We start from the raw sequence: 22,267 nt of genomic DNA, 5'->3' as shown, positions 1-22,267 counted from the left end.
GGTCATCTCTTTTTTGCTAATAGTAAAGAAATGACACAGAATTCTGAACACTACCTCGGGAGACGCTCTACAGTCTCAGCACCCGTTCAATCAGATAGAGCTGCGTGGAGATCTCTACTTGAAATATCTGGTGCCCAAGGTAAAGCCCTGTATAGATAACAATCTCGCTGTTAGCAATGTAGCTAATAACACCTTTATTGCTGGTGCCAGTATGGGTGGCCTTATACCTCTGTATGCAGTCACTGAATATCCGGAAGCATTCTTCACAGTTGCCGCCATATCCACTCACTGGCCGGGGATAAATCCCGATGACAAACTGCCAATATCCTGGGCTCTTTGCACCTTTCTACGGGAAAATCTACCTGAACCAGGAAATTATCGCTTCTATTATGATCATGATATAGAGATGCTCTATGCCTACTATCCACCACTTCAATAACTGTGCATAACATTTTGCGACAGAAGGGCTAGGCCTCAGCAGGTTGCAAACATGGGTAATTGAAGGACGTGCGCACAATGAGAAATCCTGGAATTCTCGCCTTGATCAAATATAGATATTTCTGCTCGGCAGCCAGCAAACTGGCCTCTTATACAATAGGTGCCGGCCCCTGAACCTTGACAAGTTTTCTGGCCGGCACACCCTACAATCTCCATTGTTTCTGTCGAAACGATCCACGAAAATATCCGGCAGCCTTCTTGCAACTACACTTCTCTATCAGCACTCTATTAACGCCTCACGCTGTAAAAGCATGGCGTCAAAGAGTATTTATGACATCTAATCCTTTCAAGCAAAAAATGAGATGCAAGAGTCGAACCGTCTTACTGATTCCTGGAATTTTTGACCGGGGAACCTCCCTTTTGAGAATGCAACACGAGCTTATTGCCGCCGGTTTTGACGTGCACTATATCCATTTGCGCTATAACTCAGGCTGGCATGGAATGGAACATCTATCGTCTCAATTATTTTCAAAAATTGAACATATTGTGGAAAAAGACACCACATGTACCATCGTGGGATTCAGCATGGGTGGCATTATTGCGCGGCATTATTTACAGGCATTGCGGGGTGTAGATCGAGTACATAAATTTATTTCCATATCATCCCCTCACCATGGCAGCTATTGGGCAAATTTTCTGCCATACAAAGGTGGGAAGCAACTGCGTATTGGTAGCGATTTTTTACGTAATCTGAATCAAGGGGTAAATAAACTGGAGAGCACCAGACCAGTTTTTATTTGGACCCGTTACGACGTCACAATTATGCCTCATAGTAGCGCCAAGTTATCCCTGGGGACTGGCTATGAAGTACCCGTAATACTCCACCGAATGATGCCGATGAGCAGTAAAGTAATATCTATCTTAAAAAAAGAACTTGAGTCTGGTTTGGAATAATCAGGCTATGGGAAAACAATTCTGGCCATTAATATCAACGCAAAAATATTGTGCGCAGGAAATTTAAAATATGGATGGCCCAAAGAAACAACCTTCAATTTCTGATTACAAAATTCACAATTATTATCGTAAATTCGAAAGTCTTATTGCGTTAACACTCACGTTTATCATTATAATAATCGTAATCGTGGCCACGGGCCGTCTTGGCTATTCCGTGTACAATCTACTTATTGTCAGGATGCAGGATCCATTAGAGCATAAAGTTTTCCAGGTCATTTTTGGCGAAATCATCACTCTCTTAATTGCCTTGGAGTTTAGTCACACTCTACAATATGTCGTTACGCGGCAACAAAGTATTATCCAAACTAAGGTCGTTGTACTTATCGCCATTCTGGCCTTATCCAGAAAATTTATTATTCTGGATTTAGACAAAATAAGTTCTGGCGAGCTTTTGGGGTTGTCGGCAGCCACATTAGCGTTAGGCCTAACTTACTTAGTCTTAAAGTTAAAAAATACCGAGTGAAAATACTAAGCAGTTCACCGATGGTGACCACGATATAAATTTATGGGGCGGAGTATATTTCCGCCCCACGGTCCTTATCTATCTCCACGCAAAGCATGATGTAACTTTACCGGCTCCATTTTACTCGTCTTCTTGCTACGCAAACGTAAGTTGAGGAATTCAACGGCCATAGAGAAAGCCATGGCAAAATAGATATATCCCTTGGGCACATGTACGTCAAAACCTTCAACCAACAGTGTCAATCCCACCATAATTAAGAATGCCAGTGCAAGCATTTTTACCGTGGGATGACGATCAACAAAGTCTCCGATAGGCTTGGCAGCAAATAACATAACAATCACCGCTAAAACAATAGCGACTGCCATTATTGATATTTCATCAACCAAACCCACGGCGGTTATTACTGAGTCGAGAGAGAATACAACATCCAATAAGGCAATTTGTAGTAATACCATCCAGAAACCAGCACTACCTAGTGAAGCCACGCGTTCTTCTTCACCTTCCAGACTATTGTGAATCTCATGGGTTGCCTTACCAATGAGAAATAGCCCTCCCACAACAAGAATAATATCCCGGCCGGAAATTCCCATCCCATAGAAACTGAATATTGGATCAATCAGACCCATTATCCATACAATTGAGAAAAGCAGAGCCAGCCGGGTTACCATCGCCAAGGCTAAACCAATAAAGCGAGCGGTCTCTCTCTGTTTGGGTGGTAATCTTCCCACTAAAATTGAAATGAAAATAATGTTATCGATACCCAGTACAATTTCTAGCGCCGCCAAGGTAGCCAGTGCTACCCAGGCCTCGGGGCTGGTTAGCCACTCGAACATTCAGAAAATCCTTATATAATTTATTATGCCTGACTTAGTACCTAAACAGTATCGGTACCTTTAATTGAGTTTCAATCCCAAACTTACCGACAGGAGAAAACCTCCCCTGCCGAGAGTTTGGCCCGGATTGAGAAAACCCCGAAAATTGATTCAGCAACTTATCAGAATATCCATTCTAATCTTCTTCAGCCAGCCAAGCCAGGGCCGTAGATTTTGTATCAAAAGTTCGGTAGTCGCCGCCTATAAACCAGCTACCGACTTTACCGGCCACTTTCATCCAGCGCTTATCGGAAAGCACGGCAATCTTATTAAACTGTCGACCATGCTCAAGCCCTAATTTGAAGTCATCCCAAGCTGCCCTGGGCTCCCAGCCTTGCAGTTCCTGCGCATCCATCAATACATCAATTTTGGGGTGGTCTACTTTCGCAATAGCGGAGGTCAACATTGGCACCATGGTCTCTTAGTCTTCATGGGTCAATTTACCGCTCGCCTTTAGAGTAAGAAAAAAGTGGTCCCCCTTTTGTTCAAGGCCAATAGAAACTCCGTGAGGTGTGATAGTCATAAGTTACCTGCCTATTTTGAGGGGATTATTTTAGATTGTCTCGCTTATAATCTAGTGCGCGATACCCTGTTACAGAAGGCGTTCACGCCCTTTACCAAGCGCTTGAAAGCTACTTACTGGTACACGATTGACTCTAATCCGTTAAGATCTCCACAGTGAGGGCACCGGCGGAGCACTCTGACGCTTTTGTGTGGCCCTGAAATAATCCACTACCACGCTGCAAACTCTGCCACTAATACATCGTCGCCTGATCTAACGATAATATGGGATCTATCAATAGAGAGATCATGGTTCCCAATTCAGCGAGCAATGATGCAATTTTGTTTACAACCCGCTTGGCAGACCACCGGGGAAGGGAGCACTTTGCAAGAGCATTCTAGTAAAAGCATCTTTGTGGAGCCAAATACCAGATGAAAAATAAGTAGTTTACGATCCGTCAGATCAATTGCATCGGAACTGATACCCTAATGTTATATCGAAACATCCATAGAAATAAATTCAATGTCATATTGCCGCCCAGTATTTATATTACATAGTTTTCCAAACTAAGGCCCTAATGAAGGCTCAAACATCGCGATAAAAAATTACCACTCGGTTAAAATAGCCTACATCAATATTAGTTCTTATCTGCATAATGGTACTGATCCACGATTTTGGTCGATTTACCCAAACTATTAGCCCTCCTGACTATTCACCGGCAAATAAAATAGCTTAAGTTTCTTCTAGATCATTCTCATACGCAAAATACTGATATTGATTTTTGTGTCCACTGGTTCCCCATGTAGTCACGCGATTAATCAGTAGAGGGTCTCGGTTTGCCACACTGCCAACAATAATCAAACGCAGCACCATTGTCTTCGCCACAGCTAGAGCACAGCCAATTGCTTTGTTCTGCTTCTGCATCGGCGAGAACTTGTCGGGCACGGTCAAAATCGCGGTCGCGTTCCAACCACAACTCGGGCCAGACTTGATTTGGTGCCAATTCTCCAGAGCCCCCCTGGGCGAACTCATTTTTAAAACGGGTTTTTATGCCCGCAACTTCAAGCCGACTTTTAGCCAGCTCCACCAATAATCGATTTTCATGGGAATAAATTAGCTTCATAATTAATCGGCACCATTGAGATGGTACTCAGATTACCTGCCTACCCACCTGTGGACAACTTTTAGCTGAGAACTTTCACGGTAATTTCGTCATCGAAGTGAGCACTTTTATCGATTTCCTGTAAGTACACAGTTTTCATACTCACAATACTTCTCTTCCTCAACAGTAAGTATTTCCAGGATCGATTCCACCGAGTCAATTGCGGACCGGCTGTTTAATAAAATTCTCCCAGATCGGTTGGCAATATATTCAAGGACCACTTTACCTTTAATATTTCGATGCTCAGCAATTATCTGGCCTTTTCGTACCTGATCACCGCGATTGACAAACAGCCTTATCCACTCTCTTGCACGGTTCTGTGAGGTATAAGTACGACCGCTATTCGTATAAATTTGCTCGGCACTGAGTAATCCCGCGATTTCTCCCCATAATGGGGACTCAGCCGCCTGAACAGCGCTCCACCCACTGGCACATAAAACTACGAAAAGCAGGGAAATCTTGCTCAACTCAGTACTCCCACACGCCGTTAACTTCGTGATCTGGGATCTCCGTTTCTGGAGGTGACGCCCCAGACTTTTCCCGAGGCGATAAATTAGGTATAGCTGACTAGATAATTCACGCCAAGGAATCCCATCGGCGCCGGGGACTGGCTACTGAAATAGCAGCAGATTCGCGTTGTGGTCTCAATCATTCTTTGCTGGGGAAAAAAGGCGAGGGGCCGGGAAAGCAGCCCCTGCGGTGTCAGGTTTAGCTCAAGTCGATCCAGGTGGACTTCAGTTCACAGTACTTATCCAGAGCGTGTAGGGACTTATCCCGGCCGTTGCCCGACTGTTTGAAGCCTCCAAAGGGTACGGTGATATCACCACCAAAGTAGTTGTTGATCCATACTGAGCCGGCATAAATATCGCGTGCCATACGGTGTGCCCGACCAAGGTTATTGGTCCAAATACCGGCGGCTAGGCCATAAATGGAGTCGTTGGCGATCGCGAGCGCTTCCGCTTCGCCGTCGAACTCAATCACTGACAGCACTGGACCAAAGATTTCTTCACGCGCGATGGTCATATCGCTGGTCACATTCCGAAATACCGTCGGCTCGTAGTAATAGCCACCTGCGACTTCCTCCACCGGGCTACCACCACACACCAATTGCGCGCCCTGTTCCAGACCTTTGGCAACATAGAACTCCACAGTGTCAAACTGACTGCGATCGATCAGGGCGCCCATTGCGGTATTCGGGTCCTGGGGATGACCGGGCTTGAAACGCGTCGCAGCTTTTCTGACTTTTTGGATAAAATCGCCGGCAATGGATTTTTCTACCAACAAGCGCGACCCCGCAGTACAAGTCTCTCCTTGGTTGTAGAAAATCGCTAGAGCCGCAGCTTCGGCAGCCTTATCCAGGTCGGCATCGGCAAATACGATATTGGGGCTTTTACCACCCAACTCCAGGAAGGTACGCTTCAGGTTGGACTGACCTGAGTATTCGGTCAGGGTCTTGCCCACTTCGGTAGAACCAGTAAACGTCAGGCAGTCGATATCCATATGCAGGCCCAGAGCCTTGCCCAAACTGCTACCCGGCCCCGGCAGAACATTCAATACCCCATCAGGAAGTCCCGCTTGTTTGGCCAGGCCAGCCAATTTAATCGCGGTCAATGGCGTGTTAGAAGCGGGTTTGAGAATAATGCTGTTACCGGTAGCCAGTGCCGGCCCCAACTTCCAGGCGGTGGTGGACAAAGGGAAATTCCAGGGAACAATAGCCGCCACCACCCCCAAGGGCATCCGTGTGACCAACCCCAACTCACCGGGGCCTGTGGGTGCCACTTCATCATAGATTTTGTCGATCGCTTCACCGCTCCAGCGGATAGTGGTGGCCGCGCCGGGCACATCCACCGCCATGGTATCACCAATGGGTTTACCCGCGTCCAGGCTTTCCAGTAGAGCTATTTCCACCTGGTTTTCTTCAATCAGCTCAGCAAAGCGCACCATGATTTTCTTGCGTTGCATGGGCGGCATTTTTGACCAAACACCGGCCTCAAATGTTTCCCGGGCTACTTGCACGGCTAAATCTGCATCCTTGGGACCACAACTGGCAATTTGTGCTAGCTGCTCGCCATTAGCGGGGTTGTGGGTGGCGCGGGTTTCACCGGAAAGGGCATCGACATAGCTGCCGTTAATAAAGGCGCGGCCCTCAATCTTCAGTGAGGCCGCCAGAGCCTGCCATTCCTGCAGGTTTTGGGGGATATTATTTTGCGCTGACATGGCACACCTCGTTTGGTTTGGGAATATAGTTTTCCCGGTTATATCGAAAATGTGATCACAAATCAAAGGTTAGCCCGTTGACATAATCGGGCCGATACAGAAAACGCCCGCAAAACACGGGGCGCCAGTTAAAGTTACTTGACCGATGCCACATCAGATTTAAGCTACGTGGGTTTCCACCTGCAGCCAGTCGCCCTGCAACTGCAGGGCAATTTTATCCCCGTGATGCAACTCCCCCACCCCTGCAGGAGTGCCGGTTATTACCACGTCACCGGGTTCCAACGTAAAATAGCTGCTGATATAAGCCACCAGGTCGAGAATCGGTGTGAGCATATGTTCGGTTTTTCCGCGCTGGCGCAAAACATCGTTCAGCGATAACGAGTAACTGAGATTGTCCCAATCCGGCAGCCAATCCAGTTTTACAAAGGGAGACAGGGGGCAGGATTTATCGAAGCCTTTAGCCTTCTCCCAGGGGTGCCCTGATTTTTTCAGCTTTGTTTGCAGGTCGCGCAGAGTCAGATCCAGGGAGAGCCCCAGCCCGACAATCGCTGCGGGCACCTCTGCGGCATTGGCACCGCTCAACCGGTGCCCTATCAACAACGCTAACTCCCCTTCAAAGTGACAGCTACCGCGCCCCACGGGAAGATGAATGGTCTCAGCCATTGAAACCGCAGCAGTGGCTGGTTTGATAAATAACAATGGTTCTTCTGGAATCGGGTTATTGAGCTCTGCCGCATGATCGGCATAATTTCGCCCGACACAGACTATTTTGCCCAAGTTGAAAGGAACCTCATTGCCACAAGTATATTGATGTTGGTACATAGATAAACACGATAGTTAGGATAGAAATTTCGAATAAAGCCTTGAAGGCAGCATGTGCTATGATCGCGCCTTCGCCAAACTCCCGGCACCTCCAGAGAAGTGATCCAAGCACTTTGCATCTGTTATTCGCACTCAGTGAAGAGATAGTTTATGGCTGCGCACAGTTCCGATCAAAAAAAGTCCCTGCAAAAAGACAAGATCCGCATTCTACTGCTGGAAGGCGTACACCAGTCCGCCGTCGACCTGCTAGCCTCCCGCGGTTACACCAATGTGGAGTACCTCAAGACCTCCCTGCCCGAAGATCAATTGATCGAAAAAATTGCCAATGCGCATTTTATCGGTATTCGCTCTCGTACCCAGTTAACCCGTAAAGTGCTGGAAAATGCCTCCAAGCTGATTGCTGTTGGCTGTTTCTGTATCGGCACTAATCAAGTGGATTTACAGGCGGCGACAGAACTGGGCATTGCCGTATTTAACGCACCTTATTCCAACACCCGCAGCGTAGCCGAGCTTATTATTGCCGAGACTATTTTTATGCTGCGCGGTATCCCGGAAAAAAATGCGGTGTGCCATCGCGGCGGCTGGCAAAAAACGGCCGCAGGCTCCTACGAGGCCCGAGGCAAGACCTTGGGTATCATCGGCTACGGCGCCATCGGCTCTCAAGTATCGGTTATGGCCGAAGCGATCGGCATGAGGGTTAGGTTCTACGATGTGGTCACCAAGTTGCCACTGGGCAATGCCACCCAAGTGAATTCCCTGCAGCAGTTGCTCTCGGAATCCGATGTGGTCTCACTGCATGTGCCGGAACTGCCTTCCACTAAGATGATGATGGGCGCCGAGCAAATTTCCCAGATGAAACCCGGCGGTATTCTGCTAAATGCCTCTCGCGGTACCGTGGTAGATATTGAAGCGCTGGCTGAAGCGCTAAAGAGCGATCATCTGGCCGGGGCGGCGATCGATGTATTCCCGCTAGAGCCCCGTGGTAACACCGATGAGTTTGTTAGCCCGCTGCGCGGTATCGACAATGCCCTGCTCACGCCCCATGTAGGCGGGTCCACCATGGAGGCCCAGGAAAATATCGGTACAGAAGTTTCAGAAAAGCTGGCGCACTATTCCGACAATGGCACCACCACCAGTTCGGTCAACTTCCCTGAAGTAGCACTTCCAGGTCACCTGGAGACGCATCGCCTACTACATATTCACAAGAACGTACCCGGCGTACTGAGTGCCATAAACCAGGTATTTTCCGAGAATGCCATCAATATCATGGCCCAGTTCCTGCAGACCAATGAGTCCGTCGGCTATGTGGTTATCGATGTGGACGCCGAGTACTCCGACCTGGCACTGGAAAAGCTTAAGAATATTCCCGGAACCCTGCGCTGCCGCGTACTGTTTTAACTTCCCCCCCCTTTTTGCGGGTACAAATCCGTACCCGCATTCTGTCTCCCCCACGGCGCGTCAGTCGGAAGCTTCAACTCGATAAAAAAGATTGATCCCAGCTGGCGGCCACTTCTACAATGACGCTCCTACTCTGTTGGTTCAGACTCAGGTGCTCACATCCGCGTGCCCACCACTGGGCCAAGGCCCCAGTTTCCCACAGCAGGTGTTCCCTTGCGCAGTAACGATTCCGCCTCAACCGGCCTTCTCGCCGGTATTGCCGCCTTCCTCATCTGGGGGCTGGCGCCACTGTATTTCAATCAACTGCAGGATATCCCCGCAGCGGAAATCCTCGCCCACCGCAGTATCTGGTCACTGATATTGGCCCTTGGAATTTTGTTGCTGGTAGGCAAGTTGCCGGACTTTGCTGCGACACTGCGCGATGGCAAAAAAATGCGCATGCTGGCCCTGACCACGGTTCTTATCGGCGGCAACTGGCTGGTCTTTATCTGGGCGATCAATAACGGGCACCTGCTGGATGGCAGTCTTGGCTACTACATCAATCCGCTATTCAATGTTGTTCTAGGCGTGCTGTTTCTGGGAGAGAAGCTGCGGCGCCTGCAATGGCTAGCCGTAGTGCTGGCCTCCACCGGTATTGCCTACGAGTTGTGGCAGTTTGGCCGTGTGCCCATCATTGCCCTATTCGTCGCCAGCTCCTTTGCCCTCTATGGCTTGGCACGCAAACAGGCCCCGGTGGAAAGCCTGACCGGCCTCGCTGTAGAAACACTATTTATGTTGCCTGTGGCCCTGCTCTACCTGTTTTGGAGCCAGAGCCCCACCAGCAATCTGCTGAACAACAGCCTGGAGTTTAACGGCCTGCTACTTTTAGCCGGTCCGATAAGCTTGGTGCCCCTGTTACTGTTCACCATCGCTGCCCGCCGGCTCAACCTCTCCACATTGGGGTTTCTGCAGTACATCGGCCCAACGCTCATGCTGGTGGTGGCCACCCAGGTTTTCGGTGAAACCTTTAGTGAGGAAAAGCTCACCACCTTTATCTTTGTGTGGCTGGGACTGGCTCTCTATTCGGCCGATGCACTGGCACAACGGAGAAAGCTCCACCTTCAAGGTAAGGCGGCTCTATAACGAGCCGCTAAAACCTGTGTAAGAATGGCCGCAACCAAATTTTCATCTGGGCGGCCGCCATGAACGACTCGTCGACAACCCATCCAGCTCAAATACGACTGCTGCTAAACGGGCAGCAGTCGCTTACCGTCCTGTTGGCCATTCTAGTTTGGACCTTGCCACTCAGCTTCACCTGGTAGCGCACCTATCCAGAACTCCTACTGCGTACCAACACCGCAGCTATATCCGCACTTTTGCGGCGTACGCGAGCAGGCGCAACTTTTTGAACGGCAACGCGGAGCCCTGGAGCACCAGGCCCTAAACGCACGTCTGCGCCTTCTTCGATCCCAGGTAATGCCACACTTCCTGTTTAATTTCCTTGCCAATGTGCGCGAGTTGGTGGAATCCGCCGACCCTCAGGCACCGATTTTTCTGGACAACCTGATCGCTTACCTACGCGCTGCGGTGCCGAAACTTGGTTCTGAAGAGAATACGGTAGGGCAAGAACTCACCCTGGCGCAGGCTTACTTGAACTTGATACAAATGCATATGCCGGATCACCTGGCGTTTTCCATCAGCGCAAACGCTGAGGTACGTAAACAGCCCTGCCTGCCCATCGCTTTACAGTCACTGGGGTAGAGCGACCCCTGTGAGACAGGGGGGCGGATGTCAAGTTGGAGGGCAGCGTCTGCACTGCTCCGGTCAGCGATACCGGTGTCCAAGGTAACTCCAGCAGACTTGGCACAAGACTGGCAACCTTGCGCGAGCGGCTGCGCCTCACTTATGGAGATAGTCACGGCTTGCGCCGGGTCAGCCAACAGCCAATGGGATTGCGCACCGAAATTGTATTCCCCACTAAGGAGCAGTCATGAGTGCCACGACCGCAACAGCCTTGGTAGCCGAAGATGAACCGCGGCTGCGCCAGTCCCTGATTCGCAAACCCAATGAGGTATGGCCAGTACGAACCATTGTTGCATAAGCTCTGAATGGCCGTGAGGCTGTAGAGTTATTCGAAGCAAAACAGCCCGACACCTGTTTTCTGGATGCACATATGCCGGGTAGATCCAGTGTCGAAGCAGCCCAAATGATTAGGCGACGGGCACTTTTGGTTTTTGTCACCACCTACGACAACTATGCCGTGGCAGCTTTTAGGCCGGGAGCCCTGGATTATCTAGTAAAACCCGTAGAAATTGAGCGACTCACCGATACGGTAGCGCGACTCCAGGAACGGCTCAACAGCTGTGAACCCACTAACCACCAACGAGAATTACTCAAACAATTGGCTGAGCAGCTCGACCCTGAATTCGTTGCCCAGTTACACCGTTCAGTTGTAGTTAACCAAAAGCCATCCGACATGGGGTGAGAGACGGGGATACTGCCCAAATCACCTTGCTGTACCGCAAGGCAGTACTGCCTGTCAGCCGGCGTTACAGCACCTTTTCCGACAGCTGTAAGTGTGCGCACTCACCCAATTGGGTAGATAACGCCCAGATACAGATATTCCGGATGGCGCAGGTTTTCCAACAATACTTCACGAAACAATAAAAGTTTTACAAGGTCATCACATCTCTTTACAAAAAATCTATTAGGCGACGATAAAGCTAACCTTATCCCTGCATGGGTTCGGAAATATTTTTCTTCAAATTATTGGACATCGTTAGCTCTTCAACAAGAATGTCCATGGGCCTTTATTAGTCTTCCTGAGGAAATACAATGAACCACCGTCTACTTTTTTTGCCGGTTTTAGTTATTACATTTTTTTCGACTGCTTTATTTGGTCAGGAAAAGACCAACGACGTCAGTTTTGAAACGTTGGTATCTTCCACAAAAGACTGGGAGGGGCACGTTCTACCAAAAATGAAACCTGGGCAACCAGAGCTAACCGTGGTTAGTGTCACTATTCCGGCGGGGAAACAGATGCCAGTACACAAGCATCCTGTATTAAATGGCGTCTATGTGGCAGAGGGCACTTTAACGATCGTACTTCCCGGGCAAAAGGAAACTCTCACCCTGGGTGAAGGAAAAGCATTTATTGAAGTCACAGACAAATGGCATTATGGGCGCAACGATGGGGAGACACCGGTAACAATTATTCTCTTTTACTCCGGCCTGGAGGGACAACCTACCACTATCTATAAAAACCCTGATGACGCACTCAATTGAAAGCGTTTTAGACCGCCATTTTCTCTAACGATTGAAATTAAGCGGAAGTACATATTTAGCCCACGATTTTCATCCTTTATTGGCACTCCTAAAGATAGCGGAATATCCTTGGTGAGTATTTTCCGCATTGACTGGAAACGATAAGACCATGCGCCCGAGACTTGATATTGTTGCCACAATCACCTTCGGAATTTTTTTGGCTATTTCAAGTGTGGCTGAGCAGCCAGAATCCTTGAAGCGTTACCCACCCTACGTGGAAGATGATGGCAAAATGCACATCTATTTTTGTGGGACCGGCACTCCCGACCCCGCATACCAATATTTACGCCACCCCGCCTGTATCGCAGTACGCAGCAGTGGAAAACTTTTCCTGGTCGATGCCGGTGAAGGGGCCACAGCAAGAATTGGTCAGCTCGGCCTTAATCTTGCACAACTAGACCCTATTTTTATAACTCACTGGCATTCCGATCACTTTGGTGGTCTGGCTATGGTGATCAATGAATCCTGGTTTGTGGGTGCGGATTCTCCCATTAATGTCTACGGTCCCTACGGTATCCATCGTATTCTGGATGGTATCAATAAAAGCTTCGGGCCGGATATTCTTTTCCGATCGGCCAATAGACAGGGCATTCTCGACCCGGTATTGGCCGTCGCAACCCCTCACTTGGTTAACATTGCCGGCGACCAAAATGAAGTGGTACAAAATGTTTGGCACCACAGGGACACCTACGTTTCCGTATTTGCTGTACACCACGAGCCGGTCTTTCCAGCATTTGGTTACGAGATACGCTTTGGGCCCTGTAAAGTCATCATTACCGGCGATACCCACGTTTTTGATGCCTTGGAGCCTATTGAACGAGAGGCTGATTTACTAATCTCCGAGGCTTTAAGCTACGCACAGTACATCAGTAAATTAAAACAAACCGGGGATAACCGACGCGCTCGCCTTCGTTATGAGAAGGCAAAGCAAATTATTCACTATCATTCCAATACACTGGACATTGCCAAAATGGCAACCAAAGCGGGGGTCAAATCTGTTGCCTTAACACACTTGATTCCACCCCCGGTCAGCGCAGAGGACAAAACTGGTTTTATTCAAGGAATGCACAAGTTCTATTCGGGCCCGATCCGGGTAATGGATGATCTGGATGAAATTGTACTTTCAGACAATGGGCAGGGTTCCTGCAAGGTCGAATACCCAACCAATAGAATCCCCACAAACGTCAAGGGAAAATCGGAGAAAAGTGATAAACCGCAAAAAGCAACCTCCGCTAAAGCAAAGTCCACTGGGGCTAGCAAAAGTACTCAGTTCGATAAAGGCGATCAACAATCGGATTAATTCTAAAGTACCCTGAAACACACAACATTTACAGATCGCAAAAGCCCTCACGTGTAATAATAGCGCAACTTACTTATCTCACTATTTCTCACTTAAAGCGATATTTTCCGCACTTCTTGCCTCAAGCCGTAGAGCACAATTCAGCTTTCCAATAGGTTTCTTCAAATTATCGGAAATTGGAGAAATCACCATGAACCCCACCACTCATGCGATTGAAATACCGCCAAGAGATTGGCCGCAGTTATTCAGAAAGCTGTTGAATGGCAGTACCACCACTTGGTTTATCGCCGCCGTGGCTGGTTAATTTATGATGGCTAAGTATTGGGCTACTATATCGGCGCCATATTTGACGATGGCTGACCTCGCTGGAGCCGTTTACCCATCGGTATAGTCGATGACAATACCGTCAGAAATCTAATTTAGGATTTGCTTGACTATTTGGGTCTTATTGAACCAGGGACCAGTTGGCTTCGATCCCAAAACCATCACAGGACCTTTTATGAGCTTTATGAGCTTTATGAGCTTCGCAATGCTCGCTGCCCCTTTAGCGGTAATGGAACTTTATTTCTATGCGCAACAAAATAACACCACAGGGACACGCCTGACGACCATATTCTGTTTATGGGGCTCTACCATGATTACTGCGGTTGGTAGCTTCGCCGCAGCAACCGTTATGGGGTTGTCGCGACTGGGGGCTATCTGACTTGAGGGGATAAGTTACTGTTATTCCTGATTCAACCACTCATCCATTGCCGCCAAGATCTGATGGCGATAGGGCTGGGTTTCGTTAATCATCTGGTGCCGAGCACCACGAATCAATACCCGGTGACAATTGGGAAAGCGGCTGCGGACAGCATAGAGGCCGTAACGCCAATCGACAGTCTTATCATCCGTTCCCTGTACCAGAAGAATCGGGCGCTGATTGTGCGCCGTATTGGGGAACTTCTGCAGCCAGTCCACCATAGCTCTAAGCCAGCTCATGGAAATGGATTGCGCCTGCAGCGGATCTCTCAATGCCTGCCTTCTGGAGAACTCAACATCGTGGGTATTGATAGTAAAAGCTCGGCCGGGCTCGCGGATAAACAGCCGGCCCACATAGTACTTCCAGCGATTAACCAAGGCCCAGTTGGAGGGGCGTATCAACGGTGCCAGCAAAAAAACCTTGTCCAGGGGTTGCCAGCGACTGTATTGCAAGTGCGCAAGCAGTGCCGCACCCCCAGTGCTCTGCCCCAGACCGTGCCAGGGTTCTGGTAACTTATCCCTTGCCACCTCCAAAATCCCATCAAAGGCCTGGCGGTACTGTAGAAAAGTATGGATCGCTACCCGCTCACCACTGGACAGCCCATGGCCGGGAAAATCGAAAATCACTACATTCAGGTTTCGCTCCAGGCCAAAGCGAATCGCCGGACCATAGATCCCCGTGTGATCAAAATAACCATGGCAAATAAATAGGGTGCCCCTTGGTTTTTCGACCATCCAATATTGCGATACCAGCTCGAATCCAGCGACTTTAAAAGTCCCGACACCCGTTTTTTTGGCACGGGGAAAATGCAAATCGTAAAAATTCCGATAGTCCTGCAGTTCTTTACACAGAGGCGCTTGATCCGCGTCAAAGTCCAGCTCAGGCAGTTTTTGACGCAATGCAGAGTAGTCCGGGCGCTTTATCACCGGGCTGCTATCGAATGTGCTGAGATCTTGCAAAGTATCCATTAGTGCAATGGTACTGCATTTTGGCGGGAGGGGTAGTGATGGAGTAGCTAGAAGAGCCGCCAGCGCAGGAAAAGGTGGACACTGGGCCCACCTGCCCTAAAGGCCAAAACCCCTTTTACTTGATTTGCGGCTCCAGCTCACCGGCAACGTAACGCTGACTCATGGCGTCGAGACTGATGGGACGAATCTTGCTGGCATTTCCAGCAGTACCGAAGGCTTCATAACGCGCAATGCAGATTTCCTTCATTGCCTGGGTAGCAGCTTTGTAGAACTTGCGCGGATCAAACTCAGACGGATTCTCAGCCAGGAAGCGACGAGTGGCGCCGGTAGAAGCCAAGCGTAGATCGGTATCGATATTCACCTTGCGCACACCGTGCTTGATACCTTCACAGATCTGCTCTACAGGAACACCGTAGGTCTCGGGGATCTCACCGCCAAACTCGTTGATAACCGCCAGCCATTCCTGAGGCACGGAAGAAGAGCCATGCATAACCAGGTGTGTACCGGGAATTCGCCTGTGGATTTCCTTGATGCGATCGATAGCGAGGATGTCACCAGTGGGCGGACGGGTAAACTTATAGGCACCGTGGCTGGTACCACAGGCGATTGCCAAGGCGTCCACTTTCGTTTTTTGCACAAAATCAGCGGCTTCTTCCGGATCGGTCAGCAGCTGCTCTTGGGACAGTTTTCCCTCAGCGCCTACGCCATCTTCCTCACCCGCCATACCGGTTTCCAGCGAACCCAGACAACCCAGCTCCCCTTCTACGGAGACACCACCGGCGTGTGCCATTTCCACAGCACGCTGGGTCACATTGACGTTGTACTCGTAAGAGGCCGGGGTCTTGCCATCTTCTTCCAAGGAACCGTCCATCATCACTGAGCTGAAGCCCAGCTGGATAGATTGCTGGCAAACGGCGGGGCTGGTGCCGTGATCCTGATGCATCACCACCGGAATTCCAGGGAACTCCTCAATCGCGGCTAGGATCAGGTGGCGCAGGAAAGGCGCACCCGCATATTTACGGGCACCGGCAGAGGCCTGAACGATCACCGGAGAGTCGGTTTCCTGGGCCGCTTCCATAATCGCACGCATCTGCTCCAGATTGTTCACGTTAAATGCGGGCACACCGTAGCCATACTCCGCGGCGTGGTCCAACATTTGGCGCAGGCTGATAAGAGCCATAATTAATTCCTTTCTCGTCTACTCGTAATATTTGTATTTTTGCTTTTGTGGCCTGCCTGCAAGCTGCGGCAGGCCTTATTTTTCGTTATTCAGTCTCGTGCGCGGGTTTCCAGCATTGCCACTGCGGGCAATGTCTTGCCTTCAACATATTCAAGGAAAGCACCACCGCCAGTGGAGATATAAGAAACCTTGTCAGCAATTCCGTATTTATCCACAGCAGCCAGGGTGTCGCCGCCTCCTGCAATAGAAAATGCATCGCTCGCTGCAATCGCCTTGGAGAGGTGCTCCGTGCCTCCACCAAACTGGTCAAACTCAAAGACACCGACAGGACCATTCCAGATAATTGTTTTAGCGCCTTTGAGAATATCCTCCAACATTTCAGAGGACTTGGGACCAATATCAAAAATCATGTCGTCTTCAGCAACCGTCTCGGCACCTTTGGTTTCCGCAGCGGCAGATTCACTGAACGCTTTGCCAGTAACAACATCAGTCGGCAAAGGAATATCACACTTGTGCATCAGCGCCTTGGCAATATCCACCAGGTCGTGTTCGCACAGGGATTTACCGACCGGCTTGCCACTCGCCGCCAGGAAGGTGTTGGCGATCCCACCGCCAACGATCAACTGATCGACCTTATCGGAAAGGCTTTCGAGCACGGTCAATTTTGTCGAGACCTTGGAGCCGCCAACAATCGCTACCAAAGGACGTGCGGGCTCAGCCAACGCTTTCTGGAGCGCATCCAATTCGGTCGCCAACAGCGGTCCCGCACAGGCAACCGGGGCATATTTGGCTACACCGTGAGTGGAAGCCTGAGCGCGGTGAGCCGTGCCAAAGGCATCCATTACAAAGATATCGCACAACTGCGCATACGCCTTTGCCAGCGCTTCACCGTCTTTCTTCTCCCCAGTGTTGAAGCGCACGTTTTCCAGAAGAGCCACTTCGCTATCGGCGAGCTCAACCCCATCGCGCCACTCCTTCACCAAGGCAACATCGCGACCCAGCAATTCACTCAAGTGCGCAGCCACGGGAGCCAGGGAAAACTCCTCGGCGTACTCCCCTTCAGTGGGACGCCCCAAATGGGACATCAACAGTACTTTGGCCCCGGCATTAATGGCGGCTTCAATCGTGGGTAGCGCCGCGCGTATACGCGCGTCAGAAGTTACCCGACCGTCTTTCACCGGTACATTCAAGTCTTCACGGATAAGTAAGCGCTTACCAGCAAGATCGAGATCTGCCATCAGTTTGACCGCCATTTGCCAACCCCCTTCTACTTCGATTAACTGAAAAATTTGGGCGGCGATTATATCAACTGGAACCTGCCGGTGCCGACAGTAAAAACAAGGGAAAGCGTTGTTATATCGGTTAATCGGCGCATTTTTAGCGCAGTTATTGCTGTCTTGCGAGTCAGATCCCCTTTGGCTGAACCACTCCCTCTCCCAACTACCTGTGTCGTTAGCAAGTAATCACCCCGCGCGCAAAGGTACCTAAAGCCAATTTTGGTTAAATCCTGGGAGCCTTCGCCGGGCTATCAACACAAAGCAAACCGAGAAAGTTTGAGAGCCTTCTGAATAATTCCGCAATACCTTTGTCGATCAGAGACGCACAGTATCAAGGCATGACTTAGCAGGGCGTCATAGTCTCGTGACGCAAAGTATGAATCGCTCTGAAAGCCCCGCCAGGCGGGTATTATAGGTCACATCCGCTGCATTTCAGTCTTGCACAGGGCTGAGGCCATTCGCGCTGAGCTCCGCATGGCATCAGCAGCCTATACATCCCGCTCCGACAATACAAAATTACCCAGAGACTCCCAGTATTCAGTACTAATCCAGTGAAGTGCCACAAGCTTTATTCACACGACAGGGACGCAGCTGCATTCGAATAAAAGCCAGGCTTTGAATGGAGATAAAAAATCATGAAATCAAAATTACATTGATGATTCTGTCAGACGATTACATCCACTTACATCAACGTACAGGAGAGATTCCACTTTTCGCTTTAAACTTGTGCCGCTAGAATCGCCGCCCCCCTCCAACATGCATGTTAATCACACTACCGCCCGGCAATTAAAACCTAGGGCGGTAAACTATAGAGGTAAGTAAACGATGCAACGATCGGATAGCGATATCGTTTTCCAAAGTTACGGACGCTGCTGTAATACAGAACAGTTTTTTGTAGACTTTTATGATCGCTTTATGGGTAGTTCTAAAGATATTCGCGCACTGTTTGCCAATACTGATATGAAAGCCCAACGCCACTTGTTACGCAACGGCATTATGCAACTGGTACTTCACGCCCGCGGCATGCCAGATACCAAACTGCGTGCTCTGGGCAAGAGCCACGATCGCAACGGCTACAATATCCACCCCGAGTGGTACCGCCTCTGGTTCGATGCATTACTCGCCACGCTTCGACAGCATGACAAAGAGTTCACTCCCGAAATCGAAGCCGCCTGGAATCGCGCAATTTTGCCGGGCATTGAAATTATAAGTCAGGCTTACTAAGTCCTAGTCGCTTACCCTCCCCCTATAAATTTGCTAAATTCAAAGCCGGCCCTTTATGATCGGGATTCCCAGCAGCTTTTGTTTGCATTGAATTCAATACAAATCTAGCGGCCGGCGCGGAGCCCAGGCTCTGCCATTGTCAAAATAAGTAAAAACTTCAATTTAATGCTTTTTATACAAAGACAAGAATAAAGCTCAAAACGCCAGCTATATTTCCAGGATCATTTGACAAGGACACCAGAATGAAGAAAGTGCGAAAGTACAGCATCCCTTTAGCGCTCGTTATCGCAGCCGCCTCCTGTGGCGAAGCTCCACAGAATGCGACCAACCCTCAATCCACAACTGACCCCTCTGCTGCGATAGTCCCCGCGCCCAGAATTAACTCCCTGGAAATCAGCTACGAGAAATTTACTTTACCCAATGGGCTTAGAGTCATCGTTCATGAAGACCGCAAAGCACCCATTGTATCGGTTGGGGTCTGGTATCACGTCGGTTCCAAAGATGAGAAGCCGGGCCGGACTGGCTTTGCCCACTTGTTTGAGCACCTGATGTTCAACGGCTCAGAAAATTACAACGACGAATTCTTCAAGCCTTTCGAGCTGGCCGGTGCGACAGGCATGAATGGCACCACCTGGCTGGACCGCACCAACTATTTCGAAACAGTGCCCTCTAATGCGCTGGATATGGCGCTGTGGATGGAATCTGACCGGATGGGCCACCTGCTGGGTGCCATTACTCAAAAAAAACTCGATGAACAGCGCGGGGTTGTGCAGAACGAAAAGCGTCAAGGTCAGAACCAGCCCTATGGCAAAGTGTGGGAACGCATGCAAAAAGCGATCTATCCCACCGGCCACCCCTACTCCTGGACGACTATCGGCTCGATGGAAGACCTGAATTCGGCCTCACTCGACGATGTCCACCAGTGGTTTAAACAGTATTACGGCTCAGCGAATACGGTGCTGGTACTCGCCGGCGATATTGACGCTAAAACGGCAAAAGAAAAAGTCGAAAAATATTTCGCCGATATTCCCGCCGGCCCCCCCTTGATCAAGAAAAAAGCCTGGATCGCCAAGCGTGAGCAGTCCCGTCGCGAGCAGATGTTTGATCGGGTCGCGCAATCACGACTGTACAAGGTTTGGAACACGCCCAACCTTGACCATGAAGATGCCGGTGCTATTGCTTTAGCCGCTTCAGTGCTCGGTGATGGCAAGAACTCCCGCCTGTATAAGCGTCTTGTGTATAAAGACCAGATTGCTACCAGCATCAATGTGGGCCTGCATGAGTTAGAGCTTTCTTCGATCTTCCCCATTGTTGCCAATGTAAAACCTGGGGTGGCGCTAGCCACCGTCGAGGCCGCTATTGAAGAAGAGTTGCAGCGTTTTCTGGCAGAAGGACCCAGCGAAGAAGAGCTGGCCAGAGTTAATATGAGTCAGTACGCATCCTACGCGCGCAATTTGGAACAGGTAGGCGGTTGGAGCGGCAAAGGGGTAATCCTTGCCCGTGGCGAACTGTATCTCGGCAACCCTAATGCCTACCTGGAAGCAATGGATAAAAAACAGTCCATCAGCCCACAACTAGTAAGAGCCGCCGCTCAAAAATGGCTCTCCAGTGGTGATTACAACCTGGAAGTGCACCCCTTCCCGGAATATTCTGTCAGCGAAGCCACTGCAAACCGCTCCAAGCTACCGGACACTGGTGAATTTCCCAGTGTGCCCTTCCCCGAACTCCAGACTGCCGAACTTTCCAACGGCCTGAAAGTCGTACTGGCCGAGCGGAACTCGGTGCCTGTAGTTGATATGCACCTGCAGTTTGATGCCGGCTATGCCGCCGATCAGGGAAAAAAGCTCGGAACCTCAAGCTACGCCATGTCCATGCTAAAAGAGGGGACTGCGAAACTGAGTGCCCTCGAAATCAGTGCCAAAGAAGAGATTCTCGGGGCCCGCATCAGTGCGGGAGCAAGTATCGATAGCGCATCCGTACGACTCAATGCACTAAAGAGCAACCTCGATAACTCAATGTCCCTGTTTGCCGATATCGTAATGCAACCGGCCTTTTCCAACGAGGAGATTGAGCGCAAACGGGCTCGCTGGATTGCCGGTATCCAACAGGAGAAAACCCAGCCGGTACAGATGGCACTGCGCAACCTGCCCCCCCTTCTGTACGGTAGTGATCATGCCTATGGGGTTCCCCTGACGGGTTCTGGAACTGAGGATTCTATCCAGTCACTGACCCGGGATGATCTGGTCAGTTATCACAAAACCTGGATGCGTCCGGACAATGCCACCTTGGTGGTCGTCGGTGACATCAATCTAAAAGAACTGACTCAGAAACTGGAGCAACATTTTGCGGATTGGCAGGCACCTAAAAAATCCCTGCCGGTGAAAAATCTCGCTCAGGTCTCTCACCCGGGAAAAACCCGTGTGTACCTTATCGACAAACCTGGAGCAGAACAGAGCATCATTATTGGCGGTCTGCTGGCACCCTCTGAAAAAATCCCGCAGCGCGAAGCCCTGCATATGATGAATGACATCTTTGGAGGCACTTTCACCGCAAGAATCAATATGAATTTGCGCGAGGACAAGCACTGGGCTTATGGCGCTTACTCTTTCCTAACCGGGGCCAAAGGGCAACAGCCTCTATTGGTCTATGCACCGGTACAAACCGATAAAACCAGTGAATCTCTGCAAGAGTTATATAAAGAGCTGCAGGCCTACATTGGCGATTCCCCGGCGAGCGAAGAGGAGCTGCAAAAAATTAAAGATAACCGTATTAACGAGCTTCCTGGCCGCTTTGAAACAATCGCTTCAGTCTCCGGAGCTATCTCCGCTATGGTGACTAATGAGCGCCCCCTCAACTATATGCAGGGCTATGCCGAGCAAATCCGCGACGTTAACTTGGACTCCATTCATGCCCTGGCTCGCGATACCATGAAGGTCAATAAATTTACCTGGGTTATTGTGGGTGATAAAAGCAGAATAGAACAGAAAATTCGCGATCTCGATATAGGCTCTGTAACAGAGATCGAGATTAACGAACCTTCCAACACAGCAATTTCAACTACTGAGCGCTAACGTCTGACCCCGGCATTCAGCCAAAATTTTTTGGCTGAATGCCGTATGCTGCAGGTAAAGAGGAAAAAAGCAAATAGGTTCCACAAGTTGCGAACCCTCTACTATTGCCACCAAACCTTCCTTTCATTAATCACGCAGTATCATTTTAAGAAACCATCTGCAATATCATCCAGCTTGGCGATCCCTTCCAAGTCATAATTTCCAAGCAATACCTTTAAAACTTCCCCCCCCAAAAAACAGCTTCGCCCACTTTAAAAGCCTAGCCTAGCCATTCCTCCAATTTATTAAGTTAACCATAGCGTTCATGTTTCGCT

Annotated in this window: 22 protein-coding genes; 13 read left to right on the top strand and 9 right to left on the bottom strand. The window is 49.7% G+C overall.

The annotated features are described in order from the left end of the window. Positions 1-118: 118 nt before the first annotated feature. From MO867_RS00540 to MO867_RS00530, 3 genes are all read left to right on the top strand, one after another. Positions 119-439 carry an alpha/beta hydrolase-fold protein gene (locus tag MO867_RS00540; protein ID WP_252463981.1) on the top strand — a complete coding sequence of 107 codons (321 nt, stop codon included), beginning with the start codon at positions 119-121 and terminating at the stop codon, positions 437-439. Positions 440-768: 329 nt separating this feature from the next. Then, the gene (locus MO867_RS00535; RefSeq protein WP_252463980.1) at positions 769-1,392 is read left to right on the top strand and encodes a lipase family alpha/beta hydrolase; all 624 of its coding nucleotides are present in this window, start codon (positions 769-771) and stop codon (positions 1,390-1,392) included. Positions 1,393-1,462: 70 nt separating this feature from the next. Beyond that, entirely contained in the window at positions 1,463-1,915 is a 453-nt protein-coding gene (locus MO867_RS00530; protein ID WP_252463979.1) for a phosphate-starvation-inducible PsiE family protein, read from the top strand. Between the two features lie 74 nt (positions 1,916-1,989). Here the strand turns inward: MO867_RS00530 and MO867_RS00525 are convergent, their stop codons facing one another. The 6 genes from MO867_RS00525 to MO867_RS00500 form a co-directional block, all read right to left on the bottom strand. Then, positions 1,990-2,748 carry a TerC family protein gene (locus MO867_RS00525; protein WP_252463978.1) on the bottom strand — a complete coding sequence of 253 codons (759 nt, stop codon included), beginning with the start codon at positions 2,746-2,748 and terminating at the stop codon, positions 1,990-1,992. A gap of 175 nt (positions 2,749-2,923) precedes the next feature. Continuing rightward, positions 2,924-3,193 carry a SpoIIAA family protein gene (locus MO867_RS00520; protein ID WP_252463977.1) on the bottom strand — a complete coding sequence of 90 codons (270 nt, stop codon included), beginning with the start codon at positions 3,191-3,193 and terminating at the stop codon, positions 2,924-2,926. 910 nt (positions 3,194-4,103) lie between these two features. Further along, positions 4,104-4,412: a putative signal transducing protein gene (locus MO867_RS00515; RefSeq protein WP_252463976.1), complete on the bottom strand. Its 309-nt coding sequence runs from the start codon at positions 4,410-4,412 to the stop codon at positions 4,104-4,106. A 107-nt stretch (positions 4,413-4,519) separates the two neighbouring features. Beyond that, on the bottom strand, positions 4,520-4,918 hold the full coding sequence (locus MO867_RS00510) for a hypothetical protein (RefSeq protein ID WP_252463975.1): 399 nt from the start codon (positions 4,916-4,918) through the stop codon (positions 4,520-4,522). 241 nt (positions 4,919-5,159) lie between these two features. Further along, a complete protein-coding gene (locus MO867_RS00505) occupies positions 5,160-6,668 on the bottom strand; it encodes an aldehyde dehydrogenase (RefSeq protein WP_252463974.1) in 1,509 nt (502 codons plus the stop codon). 159 nt (positions 6,669-6,827) lie between these two features. After that, positions 6,828-7,490, bottom strand: coding sequence for a fumarylacetoacetate hydrolase family protein (locus MO867_RS00500; RefSeq protein ID WP_252463973.1), 663 nt, complete (start codon positions 7,488-7,490; stop codon positions 6,828-6,830). Positions 7,491-7,640: 150 nt separating this feature from the next. Here MO867_RS00500 and serA point away from each other — a divergent pair, with 150 nt between their 5' ends. From serA to MO867_RS00460, 8 genes are all read left to right on the top strand, one after another. Then, on the top strand, positions 7,641-8,888 hold the full coding sequence (gene serA / locus MO867_RS00495; protein WP_252463972.1) for a phosphoglycerate dehydrogenase: 1,248 nt from the start codon (positions 7,641-7,643) through the stop codon (positions 8,886-8,888). 213 nt (positions 8,889-9,101) lie between these two features. Then, complete coding sequence (gene rarD / locus MO867_RS00490) at positions 9,102-10,010, top strand: EamA family transporter RarD (RefSeq protein WP_252463971.1); 909 nt, start codon at positions 9,102-9,104, stop codon at positions 10,008-10,010. Positions 10,011-10,196: 186 nt separating this feature from the next. After that, entirely contained in the window at positions 10,197-10,628 is a 432-nt protein-coding gene (locus tag MO867_RS00485; protein ID WP_309143291.1) for a histidine kinase, read from the top strand. Positions 10,629-10,663: 35 nt separating this feature from the next. Next, positions 10,664-10,861, top strand: a complete 198-nt coding sequence (locus MO867_RS00480) for a hypothetical protein (protein WP_252463969.1) — start codon at positions 10,664-10,666, stop codon at positions 10,859-10,861. A gap of 110 nt (positions 10,862-10,971) precedes the next feature. Further along, positions 10,972-11,352 carry a LytR/AlgR family response regulator transcription factor gene (locus tag MO867_RS00475; RefSeq protein WP_256473642.1) on the top strand — a complete coding sequence of 127 codons (381 nt, stop codon included), beginning with the start codon at positions 10,972-10,974 and terminating at the stop codon, positions 11,350-11,352. Positions 11,353-11,702: 350 nt separating this feature from the next. After that, a complete protein-coding gene (locus MO867_RS00470) occupies positions 11,703-12,152 on the top strand; it encodes a cupin domain-containing protein (RefSeq protein ID WP_252463968.1) in 450 nt (149 codons plus the stop codon). 148 nt (positions 12,153-12,300) lie between these two features. Next, positions 12,301-13,491, top strand: coding sequence for an MBL fold metallo-hydrolase (locus MO867_RS00465; protein WP_252463967.1), 1,191 nt, complete (start codon positions 12,301-12,303; stop codon positions 13,489-13,491). 499 nt (positions 13,492-13,990) lie between these two features. Continuing rightward, on the top strand, positions 13,991-14,194 hold the full coding sequence (locus MO867_RS00460) for a hypothetical protein (RefSeq protein ID WP_252463966.1): 204 nt from the start codon (positions 13,991-13,993) through the stop codon (positions 14,192-14,194). 20 nt (positions 14,195-14,214) lie between these two features. Here the strand turns inward: MO867_RS00460 and MO867_RS00455 are convergent, their stop codons facing one another. From MO867_RS00455 to MO867_RS00445, 3 genes are all read right to left on the bottom strand, one after another. Beyond that, positions 14,215-15,201, bottom strand: coding sequence for an alpha/beta hydrolase (locus MO867_RS00455; protein ID WP_252463965.1), 987 nt, complete (start codon positions 15,199-15,201; stop codon positions 14,215-14,217). 115 nt (positions 15,202-15,316) lie between these two features. Continuing rightward, positions 15,317-16,381, bottom strand: a complete 1,065-nt coding sequence (gene fba / locus MO867_RS00450; protein ID WP_252463964.1) for a class II fructose-bisphosphate aldolase — start codon at positions 16,379-16,381, stop codon at positions 15,317-15,319. An 89-nt stretch (positions 16,382-16,470) separates the two neighbouring features. Further along, the gene (locus tag MO867_RS00445) at positions 16,471-17,634 is read right to left on the bottom strand and encodes a phosphoglycerate kinase (RefSeq protein WP_252463963.1); all 1,164 of its coding nucleotides are present in this window, start codon (positions 17,632-17,634) and stop codon (positions 16,471-16,473) included. Between the two features lie 849 nt (positions 17,635-18,483). Here MO867_RS00445 and MO867_RS00440 point away from each other — a divergent pair. Both MO867_RS00440 and MO867_RS00435 read left to right on the top strand, forming a co-directional pair. After that, a complete protein-coding gene (locus MO867_RS00440; protein ID WP_252463962.1) occupies positions 18,484-18,882 on the top strand; it encodes a globin in 399 nt (132 codons plus the stop codon). Positions 18,883-19,124: 242 nt separating this feature from the next. Continuing rightward, the gene (locus MO867_RS00435) at positions 19,125-21,953 is read left to right on the top strand and encodes a M16 family metallopeptidase (protein ID WP_252463961.1); all 2,829 of its coding nucleotides are present in this window, start codon (positions 19,125-19,127) and stop codon (positions 21,951-21,953) included. Positions 21,954-22,267 lie beyond the last annotated feature (314 nt).

The sequence above is a fragment of the Microbulbifer okhotskensis genome (genome assembly GCF_023895975.1).
Classification (GTDB): domain Bacteria; phylum Pseudomonadota; class Gammaproteobacteria; order Pseudomonadales; family Cellvibrionaceae; genus Microbulbifer; species Microbulbifer okhotskensis.
Note: the sequence above shows the minus strand (reverse complement) of the source record. Positions and strands in the feature narration are given on the sequence as shown.

Bases quoted from the DNA above. Each gene is read 5' to 3' on its own strand.
- MO867_RS00440 (WP_252463962.1), top strand. From the start codon at position 18,484: ATGCAACGATCGGATAGCGATATCGTTTTCCAAAGTTACGGACGCTGC.
- MO867_RS00460 (WP_252463966.1), top strand. From the start codon at position 13,991: ATGAGCTTTATGAGCTTTATGAGCTTCGCAATGCTCGCTGCCCCTTTA.
- MO867_RS00470 (WP_252463968.1), top strand. From the start codon at position 11,703: ATGAACCACCGTCTACTTTTTTTGCCGGTTTTAGTTATTACATTTTTT.
- MO867_RS00525 (WP_252463978.1), bottom strand. From the start codon at position 2,748: ATGTTCGAGTGGCTAACCAGCCCCGAGGCCTGGGTAGCACTGGCTACC.
- MO867_RS00520 (WP_252463977.1), bottom strand. From the start codon at position 3,193: ATGTTGACCTCCGCTATTGCGAAAGTAGACCACCCCAAAATTGATGTA.
- MO867_RS00500 (WP_252463973.1), bottom strand. From the start codon at position 7,490: ATGTACCAACATCAATATACTTGTGGCAATGAGGTTCCTTTCAACTTG.
- MO867_RS00445 (WP_252463963.1), bottom strand. From the start codon at position 17,634: ATGGCGGTCAAACTGATGGCAGATCTCGATCTTGCTGGTAAGCGCTTA.
- MO867_RS00455 (WP_252463965.1), bottom strand. From the start codon at position 15,201: ATGGATACTTTGCAAGATCTCAGCACATTCGATAGCAGCCCGGTGATA.
- MO867_RS00465 (WP_252463967.1), top strand. From the start codon at position 12,301: ATGCGCCCGAGACTTGATATTGTTGCCACAATCACCTTCGGAATTTTT.
- serA (WP_252463972.1), top strand. From the start codon at position 7,641: ATGGCTGCGCACAGTTCCGATCAAAAAAAGTCCCTGCAAAAAGACAAG.
- fba (WP_252463964.1), bottom strand. From the start codon at position 16,381: ATGGCTCTTATCAGCCTGCGCCAAATGTTGGACCACGCCGCGGAGTAT.
- MO867_RS00535 (WP_252463980.1), top strand. From the start codon at position 769: ATGACATCTAATCCTTTCAAGCAAAAAATGAGATGCAAGAGTCGAACC.
- MO867_RS00505 (WP_252463974.1), bottom strand. From the start codon at position 6,668: ATGTCAGCGCAAAATAATATCCCCCAAAACCTGCAGGAATGGCAGGCT.
- MO867_RS00515 (WP_252463976.1), bottom strand. From the start codon at position 4,412: ATGAAGCTAATTTATTCCCATGAAAATCGATTATTGGTGGAGCTGGCT.
- MO867_RS00530 (WP_252463979.1), top strand. From the start codon at position 1,463: ATGGATGGCCCAAAGAAACAACCTTCAATTTCTGATTACAAAATTCAC.
- MO867_RS00435 (WP_252463961.1), top strand. From the start codon at position 19,125: ATGAAGAAAGTGCGAAAGTACAGCATCCCTTTAGCGCTCGTTATCGCA.